Origin of the sequence: Zhongshania sp. (assembly GCF_047636175.1) — a bacterium.
In the GTDB taxonomy this organism is placed as follows: Bacteria; Pseudomonadota; Gammaproteobacteria; order Pseudomonadales; family Spongiibacteraceae; genus Spongiibacter.
The window spans coordinates 73,171-87,776 of record NZ_JBLIKC010000015.1 but is presented as its reverse complement, the minus strand read 5'-3'; the positions used below and the strand labels follow the sequence as shown (position 1 = coordinate 87,776).

General features: G+C 47.6%; 11 protein-coding genes. 4 read left to right on the top strand and 7 right to left on the bottom strand.

The annotated features are described in order from the left end of the window. Window positions 1-62 precede the first annotated feature (62 nt). Complete coding sequence (locus ACI955_RS10650; protein ID WP_415243712.1) at window positions 63-947, bottom strand: fatty acid desaturase family protein; 885 nt, start codon at window positions 945-947, stop codon at window positions 63-65. 203 nt (window positions 948-1,150) lie between these two features. Here ACI955_RS10650 and ACI955_RS10645 point away from each other — a divergent pair, with 203 nt between their 5' ends. Beyond that, the gene (locus tag ACI955_RS10645; protein WP_415243711.1) at window positions 1,151-2,122 is read left to right on the top strand and encodes an AraC family transcriptional regulator; all 972 of its coding nucleotides are present in this window, start codon (window positions 1,151-1,153) and stop codon (window positions 2,120-2,122) included. Window positions 2,123-2,152: 30 nt separating this feature from the next. On the opposite strand, the gene ACI955_RS10640 is transcribed toward ACI955_RS10645, so the two are convergent. Both ACI955_RS10640 and ACI955_RS10635 read right to left on the bottom strand, forming a co-directional pair. Further along, window positions 2,153-2,578: a hypothetical protein gene (locus tag ACI955_RS10640; protein ID WP_415243710.1), complete on the bottom strand. Its 426-nt coding sequence runs from the start codon at window positions 2,576-2,578 to the stop codon at window positions 2,153-2,155. A 207-nt stretch (window positions 2,579-2,785) separates the two neighbouring features. Beyond that, window positions 2,786-5,287, bottom strand: coding sequence for a TonB-dependent receptor (locus ACI955_RS10635; RefSeq protein WP_415243709.1), 2,502 nt, complete (start codon window positions 5,285-5,287; stop codon window positions 2,786-2,788). 608 nt (window positions 5,288-5,895) lie between these two features. Here ACI955_RS10635 and ACI955_RS10630 point away from each other — a divergent pair. After that, complete coding sequence (locus ACI955_RS10630) at window positions 5,896-6,933, top strand: helix-turn-helix domain-containing protein (RefSeq protein ID WP_415243708.1); 1,038 nt, start codon at window positions 5,896-5,898, stop codon at window positions 6,931-6,933. 167 nt (window positions 6,934-7,100) lie between these two features. On the opposite strand, the gene ACI955_RS10625 is transcribed toward ACI955_RS10630, so the two are convergent. The 3 genes from ACI955_RS10625 to ACI955_RS10615 all read right to left on the bottom strand — a co-directional run bounded on the left by ACI955_RS10625 (window position 7,101) and on the right by ACI955_RS10615 (window position 10,094). Further along, entirely contained in the window at window positions 7,101-8,378 is a 1,278-nt protein-coding gene (locus ACI955_RS10625) for a cytochrome P450 (protein WP_415243707.1), read from the bottom strand. Window positions 8,379-8,403: 25 nt separating this feature from the next. After that, window positions 8,404-8,724 carry a 2Fe-2S iron-sulfur cluster-binding protein gene (locus ACI955_RS10620; RefSeq protein ID WP_415243706.1) on the bottom strand — a complete coding sequence of 107 codons (321 nt, stop codon included), beginning with the start codon at window positions 8,722-8,724 and terminating at the stop codon, window positions 8,404-8,406. Window positions 8,725-9,203: 479 nt separating this feature from the next. After that, window positions 9,204-10,094: a haloalkane dehalogenase gene (locus ACI955_RS10615; RefSeq protein ID WP_415243705.1), complete on the bottom strand. Its 891-nt coding sequence runs from the start codon at window positions 10,092-10,094 to the stop codon at window positions 9,204-9,206. A 230-nt stretch (window positions 10,095-10,324) separates the two neighbouring features. Between ACI955_RS10615 and ACI955_RS10610 the strand changes: the two genes are divergently transcribed. Next, window positions 10,325-10,918: a TetR/AcrR family transcriptional regulator gene (locus ACI955_RS10610; protein WP_415243704.1), complete on the top strand. Its 594-nt coding sequence runs from the start codon at window positions 10,325-10,327 to the stop codon at window positions 10,916-10,918. A gap of 153 nt (window positions 10,919-11,071) precedes the next feature. On the opposite strand, the gene ACI955_RS10605 is transcribed toward ACI955_RS10610, so the two are convergent. Next, window positions 11,072-13,831 carry a LuxR C-terminal-related transcriptional regulator gene (locus ACI955_RS10605; RefSeq protein ID WP_415243703.1) on the bottom strand — a complete coding sequence of 920 codons (2,760 nt, stop codon included), beginning with the start codon at window positions 13,829-13,831 and terminating at the stop codon, window positions 11,072-11,074. 248 nt (window positions 13,832-14,079) lie between these two features. Here ACI955_RS10605 and ACI955_RS10600 point away from each other — a divergent pair, with 248 nt between their 5' ends. Then, window positions 14,080-14,568: a hypothetical protein gene (locus ACI955_RS10600; RefSeq protein ID WP_415243702.1), complete on the top strand. Its 489-nt coding sequence runs from the start codon at window positions 14,080-14,082 to the stop codon at window positions 14,566-14,568. Window positions 14,569-14,606: the final 38 nt, after the last annotated feature.

The window sequence follows — 14,606 nt, the reverse complement described above, 5'->3', positions numbered from 1 at the left end:
ACACTATTGAACTCTCACATCGAGGCACAGCACCGCGAGTCGAGAATCCCCTATACAAGCAATTAAGATTGCTCCGCGTCGATTGGCTTTCTGTTCCATATACCAATAATCGGTGTGCCTTGAGCACGGAGTATTGGTTCTATCTCTCGGTGAAGCGCGTGATAGCGATAAAAAGGCACTCGTGGAAACAGATGGTGAATAGAGTGAAGATTTTGCCCCAGCCAAATCCATTCAAATGGCCGCATCCAGATCGGCATAATTAGGCTACTGGTATTCTGATAGCGCTGAGTATTGTCATAGGGAAAATGCGGGCGGTAAGCAAACCAATACGCCGTAAAGAAGCCACCCATGAAATACCCAAGAAGTACAACAATGGCAATGCCCGAGCGCTCCACAAGGGTAATGGTCAACACCCGCCAACCAATCGAAAACAACATCTCAAGGCAATAGGTAACACGCTCTTTTAACTGTGCGGTATGCCAGTTGTTCTTCGCGAAGAAGCTATTCTGAATATAAAAGAATCTAAATGTTGTCCGTAATACCCCGAACAGACCAGTACGCATACCGCTAATAATAAAATCAGGGTCCTTGCCCTCAATATTTGTAAAGCGATGATGGGAAAAGTGTTCATGCTTATGCGAGTTGTAGGGCACGCCAATTATTGGCGCAACAAGATAGCCGCAGACATCGTTAATCCAGCGAAACTTCGGGTTATTACCGTGGATATTACCGTGCACGGCTTCATGCAAAGTCGTATACGACATATAAGTAAGCAGGCCGACTAGCAGCGTCGCAATCCATACAGGCATCACGCCATTGGCAAACAGCACAATGCACAACACAAAGAGATTACAGACCAGAAAAGTCAGTGCTATCGTTAACCAAGCCGTTTTTCCGATATAATTCTTTGCAGCACCTAGGGCTTGCTTGTTTAGTTCTGCTTGCATCATTTCTACCTTTTACAGCCATTGGCCGACCAAATTATTTGCCAATACTGTACTTTAGATGTATTGCGTATAGCAGGGCATTTTTGTCCTATTACGCCGGAGAGATGGCCATACGCAACCACCACGACTCACACATAAGCAACTAGACTCTAGCGATGGGCAATATAAAAACGACACTTAGGCCGGTAGCTATCAGCAAAGTAATGATTAATTTTGCGATTAACGAGGGTGTGGACCTAGAAACCTGCTTGCTCGGCACCGCTATTTCAGAGCAGCAGCTGAATGACGGCAGCGCCTTAATTGAGCCTGAACAGGAAATGCGGCTCATTGAAAACCTAATGTTGGCCTTACCAGACATACCGGTACTTGGCTTTAGAATTGGCCTTTGCTACAACATCGCGACCTTCGGTATCTGGGGATTTTCGCTTCGCACCTGCAGAACCTTGCGAGATGCACTTCAGGTCGCGCTGCGCTTCTTGCCACTGAGTACCGCTTATTGCGAGATTACCCTCTTCGAGCAAGATGGCACTTTTAGTTTGCGAATGAACCCACAGGGTATTCCCTCCCACCTTCGCCAGTTTTTACTAGAGCGAGATATGGCGGCGGGAATCATCTTAGTCAAAGAGCTTAGCCTAAATGAAATTCAGTCAGTGGTGGCCGAATTCATCGAGCCAACATCAGAAGATGCGCGCTTTATTGAGAGCGCCTGCGCGGCTAAGCCGACATTTCAAAACACCTACAACGCCCTTTCCATCCCCAGCAAACACCTCGATAAGCCACTATCCACCTACGACGCCACCCTAGCGAGCATGCTAACTGAACAATGCTCCAAGCAATTACGCGAGCGCCAAACTGGTGGCACGGCCGAGCAAGTTAGGCAGCACATATTAGGTGAATTAGGACTCACAGCATCACTCGAAGATGTCGCATCGGCACTAGCAGTTTCAAGCCGCACCCTTAGACGCAAACTAGACCAAGAAAAAACCAGCTTTCGCGGCGTAGTTGAAGAGGAACGCAAGCAAATGGCGTTTCAATTATTGACTGACAGCGACATGAAGATAGAAGAACTCGCCGCTCATTTAGGGTATACCGACACCCGCAGCTTTACACGCGCGTTTCAACGCTGGAGCGACTGCTCTCCTAGTCATTACCGGCAAACAAATAAGCAGCATTAGGGCCGAAAAGACCCTTTAGCAAAGGCAGATTTATAGCGGCACAACGGCATCAAGCGCCAAAAAATTTAAGGTCGGCCCACCCTCTAGTAGATCAAATAATACCAGCTCTCGATTTCCGATTATCGGCAAACCACCATTGAGATTAGGGTCGCCCCCGATAACTTGAACTAATCCTGAGACCAACATACTCCCGCCCCCCAAATCACCAATCACGGGAATGCCACGGCCATCAATTAATGGCAGCTCACCGATGACAGGTAGATCCATCAGGACTGGAATACCGGAATTAATTAATAGGCCACTTTTAATACCGCCGACCGCCAAAGGTAGAGTATCAAGGACACCAAGTCCTCCATCGACACCCCCTAAAATGGATAGCTCGATCGCATTAGCAGAACCTGCTAGACCTAGCATGACACTTAAAACTATAGAACGCGGAGTCAATTTTATTTTCATACATTCCCCTCCATTTTATTATTAAAAAAGTAGGGCTTGCGGTTTTAGCGAAAGCCCGAAAAAGATAGTCCCAAGGTGGAACAAAATAGTTTCCAAATCTCTATTCTTTATATTTTTAAAATTCAGCAGCATTAATAAAGATGCCAGTTACAATTTATCTATAAATAGCACTCAAGCCGACCAATTTTGAGTTGACACTTTATATTATTAAAACTTATAGGTCGCTTCTAAACCGTAGGTTCTTGGCGCTCCCTGTTGGAAATAGTCAAAGCCAAACCCTGCCTGCAGGTTAATGGCGTAACCATCATATTCTGTTTCTGTAATATTTTTAGCCCATATCGCGACGCTGTAGCTGTCATCACTACCAAACCAAGTGAAACGTGCGTTATACAAGCCATAACCTGCTTGACGAATTTTGTCATAGCCAATCTTGTCGTTATAAGCGCTGTACCACTGATCGGCCTGGTAATTTCCGTTGAGGTTCATACTCAGATATCCGTAATCATTGGTGAAGATATCGTAATCAACAGAGATATTGGCGCTTACATTTGGCGCAGAAATCAATTCGTTACCGGATAAATCCACAACATCATCATCGTCATTTACAGTCTGAACATCAGACAATTCTAGCTCGGTATACTCACTTTTTAGAATCCCTAAACCGATTTGCACTGTAAGCTTTTCAGTGAGCGCGAAATACATTTCCGATTCAAAACCGAAGATCTTAGAGCCACCGGCATTTTCCAAAAAGTTCGAGACGCCGACAACATTAATAAATTGCTGATCGGTATAGTCGTAATAAAAGAAGGCACTATTTATACGTGCTCGGCGATTCCATAAGTCAGCTTTAAAGCCAAATTCGTAGGCATCCAAAAATTCGGGGGAGGCGTAAGCATTTTCAAATTCCCGCTCCTCATAATAAACACCTGCATTAAAGTTGCCTGCCCTAAAGCCACGGCTGTAACTGGTGTATATCATTAGCTCGTCATTAAAGCGGTAATCTAGACCAATTTTTCCCGTCCATTCTTTCTCATTCGCACTTAATGGGGTCGCAGAATCTGTCGTGTATGGGCCATGGGTATAACCGGTCTGAGCGGTCAACAGGAGTTCATCTAGACCGATATTGCCACTCAAGAGCTCCGCCAATAATAGCCCCGGCTCCAGAGGACTTTGCCCGGCGACATTAGCGGGTATAAAAATATTATCGACGCCGGTGTTATTGCCGGGCACATAGGTTCCACGCGGGCTACCGTCATAACCTAGTCGAGAAATATTTAAATACGTCATATCAATTTTATCATCGGTATAACGGAGACCAAAATCGATGCCCAAATTGGTGGTGACATTCCAACGAAGTTGTGAATACAGCGCAGCACTGGTTTTTTCGGTATCCATTTTCTGATCAAGGACGCCGAAATCTAGCAGGTAGGGATAGTAGCCTGTCACACCGGGGAAAGTTGCAGCCGCCCGTGTATCTGGCGGAGTCTCATACAAGCTGTACTGATTATCTAACTGCATGTCCTCAGTCGCGTAATACGCACCGGCAATAAGATCAAAGTCATCTAAGAAGGTAGTCGTAATTCGAAAATCCTGACTTAAGGCCTGTGTATCTACGCCCCAATTAATCTCCAACAACTGGTCTGGGCTGCCATCGACGTTTTGCGCTTGCGAGTAATCAGAGTCTGCCAAGGAGGTAATGGCAGTCAGTGTATAAGCGTCGGCAACATATTCGATCTTGTTAACTAGTAGATCCGAGTTAACTACCAGAGCACCGGTGAAGTTATCTTCGACCTCGTAGTAATCTAGGTTCTTCGCAGGGCGAGAATACCCCGTATTATCGATAAAGCCATTATTAGGCTTATCGTAAACACCCACCCCCGACGTTTCTAGCGCTGTCACTAATTCTGGGTTCTTAGAGAGATCCCCTCGAGGCTCATTGCGGCTTGGACTGCCCAAAGCATCATTGCGAGCGGTAGAGTACTTCAAGACCATATTTGTAGAGTCTGTTAGCTGCCAATTAACCACCAATCGCGCAGCCTGGAAATCTTGCTCCGACAAGTCGGGGCCACCGAGAGCATTCTCAAAATAACCATCCCTGCGCGAATAAGAATAAGCCAATCTTGCCGCTAGAACATCTTCTATCAGCGTGCTCTCCACTCCATAATCGCCGGCGTGACCATTGTAATTCCGTACACCTTGCTTGAGATTAAATGCGGTAGGATCGCCAATTAATGGTGTCTTGGTGACGATATTGATTGCACCACCGGTGGTGTTTTTCCCGTATAAAGTGCCTTGTGGACCGCGTAACACCTCCAGACGTTCGACATCAAAAAAACTCATGCCATGGGTGTATACCGCGCCCAAATAGGCTTCATCGTTATATACCCCAATCGGGCTGGCTTGGTTAGAGCTGTAGTCAGACATGCTCACGCCACGAATCGAGAATATCGGCTGCACCTCGCCGTAGGGACCGCTCACTTGCATATTAGGTACCTGCGCCGAGATGTCACTCGCATTAGAAAAGCCAAACTTTTCCAGCGCACCCTCCGACATACCCGTTATTGCAATAGGCGTATCCTGGGTGCTAGCAGAACGCTTCTGCGCTGTAACAATGACCTCTTCTAGCTGAGGAGCCGCCATCGCCGGAATCGAAATAAGAAACAGACCAGTACAAATCGTTAAGCGGGTCTTATTCGGGGGGGTTCTCATTATTATTAATCCTCTAAAAGCTTATTGGAATTATTATATGAAGCCACAGTAACGCAATATTTTTATTATTTTCGGTCAGAAACATTCAAAAAGAGACAGCAGCAATTTTATGAGCACTGCCACACATATACATTTTCTTTGTAGATACCATGCCTGCGATACCAGCCAGTTAAGACTTAACTCTGCGAGCGCAGACTTGAGTGCCCTAGAGCAAAGTCATCACTGTTGGCCGAGGTATGTGTGGATACCGACATTAAGCGGCTTCACTAACGGGCAAAAACAGGTCATAGACTCAGATATCCAGTATCAGACCCTATTCCCTAAAACGACATCACGAGGACTGAGCGTAGAACTCAATTTCCCGTTCAAGCGCTCGCCCGATGATATCACTAAGCCATTGAAATAATTAACTATTTATCTGAATATCGAATTATTATTGATGATTTTAAAAAGCCTGTAGACGAGATTCTACGCTCACGGTATATTATTTGTTACTAACTGCGGCAAACCACAGAATAAAATATGGCCAGGGCCTTTAACTACTGCCTAAGCTGAAACCACCGCGAAGATTACCGAAACAGCCTTAACATTCACATAGATTGACAATAATGAGAAGTGCACCGGAAGAGAGCCTCTCCTTCCACGCGAAGGTATTCCCCATCGCCTTACTCGATTTGGCAGAGAACTTTTACGTCCGCAGAAAACTAAGCAAGACCGCGCTATATAGCCGCTGCCAGATATCTCCAGCTCAAGTTTTACGCGAAGAAAGTAGTATTAGCGGGTGGCAGATACGAGAGATCTTCAGATCTTGCAAGGATATAGCGCTCCCCGGCACACCTCTCTCGGTGCAGCTTGCTGATTATATTCCCATCACGGCTCCCGGCGGGATGTTCGGTCTAGCATCCTTCACCGCAAAGGATATTCGACAGGCACTGGAGGTCATGGTTGACTTCTCACACACTGTCATGCCCGCATATCGCTTCGAGCGCCTTAGTGTGGGCGGCCAATGTCACATCATCCTTAAACCCGTCATGGACTTCGGAGACGTTCAATTTTTCTTAGATGAGGCTGTTTGTGGTTATTTTTTAAATCTCAGGCATTTTACGCAGTTCAGCGACCCTCCCATACAAGTTCACCTTAGCCACGCGCCATTGGGCGAAATTGCTGCCTATGAAGATTACTTTAAGGCAAAGCATCTATTCTCACAAAAAACTATTAAAGTCATTTTCGAAAAGCACCACCTTAGCCAAGCCCTTTACACCCACAATAAAGCCACATTCAACGAGGTGTATTGCAATCTGAAGGGTACATCTAATTCAATCTCAAAATTGTCGATAAGCGCTAAAGTTAAGAAAAATCTTCAACTGCGCCTAGCTGGTGGTCTATCAACCAATATTTGCCAGATCGCAGAACAAATGAATATCTCTGAGCGCACACTGGCTCGACGATTGCACAATGAAAATAGCTCCTTTGCAGAGATCAAGCAACAGGTCTCCTTCGATTACGCCAAGCTACTGCTGGAAAGCACTGAATATCCAATATGTAAAATTTCCCATATCTGCGGATATAATAGCGACTCCAATTTTTCACGCGCCTTTAAAACCTCAACAGGGCAAACCCCAAAGCAATTCCGCAGCAGATGCTAGATTAGATGCAATGCTGACTAATAATAGCGCCGCGCTAATCTAGGTCTCTGACGCCCACTCTAGCTGCAAGCCCCGCACCCCCTGGTTAAGCAAAGCGCAGGCCTGAAACTAACCAAGAAATACGCAGGTGATCTGCGCACAAAGCACAGACCTCTTTTTGCCAGACGCTAGCTTGAGATAGGACTAAGCTTCACATGCATTGACGTATAGCCAAACACAAAGTTTGAGTGCACTCGCTCAGGCTCTTCCACCACTTTAATATCATCGAAGCGTTTCAGTATTTCTTCCCAAGTTACTCGCAGCTGCATTTCACCCAGACGATTACCCATACAGCGGTGAATACCAAATCCGAAGGAAAGGTGATGTCGCGCATTAGCACGATCAATAATAACGTGGTCTGGATTTTCGATGACGCGCTCATCACGGTTCCCCGAGATGTACCACATCACAACTTTGTCACCTTTTTTAATAAGCTTACCGCCAAGTTCAACATCGCGGGTAGCAATTCGCCGCATATGAGATAGCGGTGTTTGCCAGCGGATAATCTCTGACACCATGCTGGGAATTAACTTGGGGTTCGAGCGCAGTTTTGCAAACTCTTCGGGAAACTTATTCATAGCCAGAACACTGCCGCTAATGGAATTACGAGTTGTGTCATTGCCACCGACAATCAAAAGCGCCAGATTCCCCATGAACTCCTCAGGACGGCTCATCATGTCGCGGGTGTCTTCATTGGATTCCATAAGACTAATCAAATCGAAACCGACAGGGTTACCCGCCTTGCGCGACGCTGATTTTTGCTCCCACAAAGCGCCGAAAGTATTCACCATATCGTGTAATGCAGCAAAGCGCTCTTCCTGCGACGCAGTGCCACCGGACAGCTCCGGGGCGCCAGTCGCCATATCCGACCAATAAGCTAATTTGTGGCGATCCTCATACGGGAAATCAAAAATAGTCGCGAGCATTTGCGAGGTCAGCTCCATTGAAACACTAGAAACCCAGTCAAAACTCTCATCCAGCGGCAGATTATCTAGAATGGTGCCAATGCGCTCGCGAATTAAGCCCTCCATCGCCGCAAGGTTTCTCGGCGCAACCACAGCTTGAACCGCGGCACGCTGCTGATCATGCTTGGGTGGATCCATGGAGATAAAGTTAGCAACGGGGATCGTTTCGTCTGGTTCACCGATCATAATGAACGGTTCCGAAGAAAAATCTTGGTGATTGGTATCAACCGCCACAATATCTTCAAATCGGGTAATTGACCAAAACGGACCAAACGGACTGTTTTTTTGATAATGAACAGGATCCTCATCACGCACTCGACGGAAATAATCTTGCCACCGGTTTTGTGAATATAAACTGGGATCACTCAGATCTATACTCTCTAGTGGCAGGGAATAAGGATCCGCTAAAATAGATTGTTTATGCACGGCTTGGCTCGTCATGACAGTCACTCCAATTATTTTTGTACTACATCTGGAACTCAGGGATCGCTACCACCATACCGCTCATTTCCGGCCCAATGGTGATCTGGCATGCCAAACGAGAGCGCTCACTATGCTCGGGGGTCATCTCCAACATTAATATCTCGCTCTCACTGCGACTGCCTATTTTAGCCAACCACTCCGAATCAACGATAACGTGACAGGTACCGCAGGCGCAGGAGCCGCCGCAATCGGCGTCTATACCGGGAATTGAGTTGTCGATAGCTGCCTGCATTAGGCTGCCGCCGGGCTGAGCGCTTACCCGGTGACGTTCACCGCCGTGCTCAACAAAAATTAGGTCAATCACTAAATCTCTCCATATTGTTTTTAGTCACACCTCTAAACAGCCTTAGCTTAGCGGTGATTGGCCTATCATTTATGGACTAAAAATATTCATTACAGGACATGCCGGCACAGAGCGGGAAATGACTTGGAAACGGTTTACTAAGCGAAAAATTAAACACTTAAGAGCTGCCCAAGCTCAGAAGACTCCACACAAATATCGTCCGCTGACGACAACAAAACTCAGGCATAAGACGATGGCTGTCGTTAAGTAATAGCACAAGTGCTGGAGAGGCATTCAATGATTGGTCGTTAAAACTGCTAGCAGCCAGCAGAACCATCATCGCCGCACTGTCGGTGGACCTCTTAGCCCCCAAAACAGGGTATCTGCGGGGAAAGCGGAACATAAACAGGCCGATCCCTAGCCAGCCCCGCTTTCGCCATCTTACGTTGTGGTTTATAGCCATCATATTTTGGCCGTCAAAAGCTCAAAGCCTTAGAACACTAACCCAGATCGCTATGCCAGTCGGCAATGGCCCGGCCTATCTCATGGGGAGAGTCTTCTTGTATAAAGTGCAGCCCGGCAACGGTGACCTCGCTTAAATTACGCCACGATCTAACATAATCCCGCACAGCCCCGCTTATCAGTGCGCCAGGATCAGCATTAACAAATAATTTTGGTATTTCGGTCTGCGACAACCAAGTACTGTAAGCAGAAACGGCTTGAACAACATCCTCAGGTTCGCCAGCAATAGGAAGCTGCCTCGGCCAGGTTAGCGTTGGCCGGCGGTATTCGCCAGCGCGTGCAAATGGCCGGCGATATTCGTCCATTTCAGCGCTAGTCATCGTTCTCATGATCATGCTCGGCAATACGAACTCGATAAACAAGTTATCGTCTAATATCATCACCTCGCCAGCCTCGGACCTAAACCCCTTAAACAATTCGACGGCATCTTCTGGAAATGACGCCCAATCAGATACCGGCGCCACTATGGCCTCCATAAACGCAATGCCCTTAATCCCATGCGCATTCATTTTTGCCCAGTGAAAACCTAGTCCGGAGCCCCAATCATGAACCACCAAAGTGACATTCTCTTTCACGCCGAGCTCGTCTAACAGCGCATACAGGTAGGTCTGATGCTCTGCATAGCTATAACTTTCAGGCCCAGTATTATCGAGTTTCTCTGAATCACCCATGCCGATCAAATCGGGAGCAATAAGCCGTCCACGGCCCTCGAGGTAGGGCATAATATTTCGCCAAAGATAGGATGACGTGGGATTACCGTGAAGAAATACAATCGGGTCTCCGCTGCCCTGATCGATATAGGCCATACGCTTGCCGTGGATAGTTTTATATTGCTTCGGGTAGGGGTATTGATCCAAAAAATCAGTCATTAAAACGTTCCTATCTTATTAGAATTATGGGCACTTCAGCTGATAATAACGTCGTAATTTAAGCCATATCATCGCGTTCAAATGCCTTCAGAACAGCAACGATAGACGTTCGTCTAGATGCTATCAAGACATCCGTCTATAAAATGCGTGGCAGCGACCATTTTATAAGCTCTAGATGGGTTATCATGGCGCTAGCGACATTTGCCAACTACAAAACCAAAGAGGACAAAATGGCCAGAGCAAGGAAAGTGGAAATAGGCACGGCCCGCGCTCTCGCACTCAGCGCATTCTGGTCACACGGCTATCAGAGCCTAGGCGTTCGCAAGCTAGAGGAACTGACGGGTATTAACCGATTTATGCTGCAAACCGAATTTGGCGGAAAACAGGGGCTCTTTCTAGAGATAATAGATTCATATATCAGCCAATGGGACGAGAACTACCTGATACAAATTCGCGCCGGCAATATTGATCAAATAGTCCACTTCTTTAATCTCCGAGCAAGCAATGCCACGGCCCCTGAGGCCAATAATGGCTGCCTCATGATCAATACTCTGTGTGAAGGGCAGGTCGAGGATAGTGAAATAAAAGATCGCGTCTTCAAATTCATGCGCTTAATGCGCCGCTCGTTGCGTCTGGCGCTTTGCAATGAACGCAGCCAAGGTAGCCTTAAAAAGAGCGTCGATATAGATGAAGCCAGCGAGATGCTTGCCAACGCCTTAATTGGCATGAACGTGACGATTAAGTTGCACGGAAAGAATGAGGCAGCGCAAGCCGCCGCCAAGCAATTATGTAAAACCGTATTAAGCTGGCGAAAAAAGAGCTGACAACCGCTAAGCACCCAGACCGTGACGGTGAGCTGCTCTGAAGTAAACGCCCTCGATTCGGCAAGAATAATTCATATCCCTGCCGACATATCGTGCTTTTGGATAGACACTATTGAGGTCAAGATACATACAGCTTCGCCAAATCAAAACAACTCATATTAAATTTATTTTTCGAGCATAGGCCACCGCTGAGGTCCTATTGCGAACACCCAACTTGTCAAAGATATTGTGAACATGCCATTTGGCGGTCGACAAACTGATATGCAGCTCTTGGGCTAATTCTTTATTGCCCAAGCCGGAACAAATCAAACGGAGAATTTCCAACTGGCGATCAGTCAGGGGGTCGGCAAGCGCTGAAGACTTCAACCGAGGCTGCAATTGACCGCCTCGAACCCTCATGTCCACCGAGGCATTAGCGCCAAGCAACTTAATGAGCTGCTGTTGAAATTGATATTTCGCATCCAGAGCCTCAACATCACTGACGCGATCATCATCTAGACGCTGGAGGATAACAAGAAGCCCGCTACCCACACGATATAAGGGGTACATATGCAGTTCTGGCGCGGCGGAATTAACGACCTTATCAAGCTCTCGCATTGCCTCAGTTTCTTTTTCTAAGGCCCACAGCGCTATAGATTTCATCGCACGCAACTGCTGCATCAAAGCTGTTCGGCGCTGGCTTTGGGCTTTTCGCAATATCATATTTAGCAACTTGAGGGCCTCTTCACCTCGACCTTCGGCGAGAAGCAGGCGCGCATCAGTCAACTCAATATACTCCATCACCGCAGATTGGTGACGCGCTGTAATAAGGCTGTTTTTACGATTAAGAATATCCGTTCGGCTCGCGGTGTCTCTGGCGCCACGAATATCACCGCTATGCAATTGCAGCTCAATTTCTTCTGCGATAAACCCAAAGTAAAGCCTCGGCATATCCATAGTTAGAGCTAGGTCTTGGCCCTGCCGCAAGACCTCACGCGCCGCCTCAATATCACCCGTCCACAGCCTAAATCTAGCCTCGCTACGACGCGCGATAAATAATGGCTCCGGTGAGCTAGAAAGAATAGACATAACTCGGCTATCAATCATTACCTGCTGCAAACTGTCAAAACGACAGCGCTGACAGTCGACCTCAGCCTTCACAAGAGCAGCAAGGGCTGCGGTCTGGCTGTCGCCAGAAACCTCAGTCAAGGTCTGGCCGGCCCGGCGCGCGACCAGTTCCGCCGCCCCGATACGACCAAGCTCGATATTGGTCATGGCGGCAACAAAGTCCGCCCAAATCGCCGCATAGGCACTTTCGCCTCTGCGGCCATGAACATAGGCCTCATGGGCTGATACAAGCGCCTGGTTTAAATCCTTCTGAAGGTAATAGCTGAAAGCACTGGCAACCGAGGCCGACGCTATTAATGCATCGTCTTCCTTGGGAAGCTCCGTTAAAAGCGCCTTAGCGGCGACAAGACAATCATCTATCGCCTCCACGCAAGCGAATGTAATACAGCGAATGACATTGCAAAGATGCACCAGAGATTGCACCTCTGTCGCGGGTAAATCCCAGCGAGGCGCCTTAGTGTCAGCTAGAAGTTTTTCAAACTCATCGCATATCGATACAGCAATCCCCACACCATCGCGTGTAAAGGCTCTAGACCAGGCGTGGTGTAATAAAATCTCTGGCCGACGATATTGGTATTCAAGCGGCAGTTTGCGCATCCATTCGAAAATAATGGAATGATTTCCCTCGCCTATGGCAACAGTCTTCGCCTGCTCGGCAATCAGATCTGTAGCTTTCTCAAAATACGACGCATCCAGACAATACTGTATGGCCTCAAGTACGTAGCCCTCACCAATACACCAGTCCGCAGCATTGGCACATATCTGCGCCTTAAGCCCGGGATCTCCCCTCATCAACTGAGTAACAAGATACTCTGAGAACAGATGATGGTAGCGATACCAACGCCCCTCCCTATCTAAAGGCAGAATAAATAAATTGGCGGCTTCGAGTTGAGCAAGGCGATGGTAGCCGTCATTTTGACCCGTCACCACATCGCACAACTCCGCTGAAAAGCGATTGAGCGGCGCAGTAAACAACAAAAAATGACGAGTTGCCTCATCTTGCAAACCGTAAACTGCCTCGAATAAGTATTCTTGGAGATTTCGATCGCGGGCAGAGAACCCGCGAATAATTTCTTCCTTATCGCGATCAGACTTGCTGATCGCCATCCCCGCAAGTTGAAGACCGACCATCCAGCCCTCGGTACGATCATGCAGCAGCTGAACGGTAGGCATGGGCAGCGCCACATTGTGCTGTTCCTTCATGAACCGCATGGTTTCTTGCACACTGAGGTTAAGATCATTCTGACCCAGTTCAAAAATACCTCCCGCAATTCGAAGCCGGCTCAAATCGAGGGGTAATTTAGATCGCGAGGCAATAACGGTCCGCACGCTGCTCGGGGTATAGCTAATAAACCGTGTCCAAAAGTTGAGAATATCTGGATTTTTCAAAACGTGAAAATCATCAACAAACAAAGTGAAACGCCTATCGATGGCCGCTATATATTCAATAATGGCATCAAAAAACCGCGTCAAGTCAGCCGATCCACTGGACTTTAAATATGCCAAATTCGTCTCAGCGAAAGGCTTATCTATCACCCGGAAAACCGAGCTGATGTAGCGAGCAAAGCGCGCCGGCTCATCATCTCCCGCCTCAAGGCTCAGCCAAGCACAGGCACTTCCTTCCAAACCACATTTTTCGTGCAGCTCCACTAGCAAGGTGGATTTTCCTGAGCCAGCCGGCGCCACCACACTAACAAACCGCACAGAACCGGCCTCTTCCGCCATCCTCTTTAAAATAGCGCTACGATTCATTCGCTGTTGGCGAATATAGGGTGGACTCAGTTTTGTCTCGATGACGTCTATCAATTCAAGCTACCTAACTGTATCTCTTCATGTAAAGCTGTCCGCATTGGCACTCTCTCAAAAGCACCCTCGCGCACCACATAAAATTATGCCGCCATTACTCCTAGAACCGTACTAAAGATCGGCTCACGACCCAAGTTCCTCATCTAATCTACTCATACGACGATAGTATTCTTTTAATAGATGCTCGGCTTCGCAACCGAAGCACAAGGTAGCACTAGCACCTTGCAAATAATAACAGAGGAAGACACATGCGAGCGCACTACTCCAACCTATTAATCAAACACGGCCTAGCCGCAATGCTTGTGGGGCTTTTTGGAGGATTCCTGCTCGCCTTTTCCATGGTCGGAGGCGCATCCATCAGCCCGCTACCCGTGTTCTTTCAATTTGAACTTCCTGGCCCAGATTCCGGCTGGCGAATACTCCATGTTGGCACGCTAATGAACGGCATTATGGCTTTAGCTTTAGGGCTAGTAATGCGCACTGTGCACTTGTCCGACCGACGTGCACGCCTAATATTCCTAGGGATTGCCATCGCCATCTGGGGTAACTTCTGCTTTTACCTATTTGGAATGTTCGCTCCGAATCACGGTTTAAGTATCGAAGCAAACCGTCTTGGTGAAGCAAGCGTGGCAGGTGCCCTTGCCTATATCCCCGCTATTTTGGCCGCGGTCACTTCAATCTGGGCAGTGTTTGTGTTGCTTTTTACCGAGCCGGCCTATGACGCCCAGAGTAAATAATCACTAAAGACTCGCAATATTGACCTTCTGACGGAGCG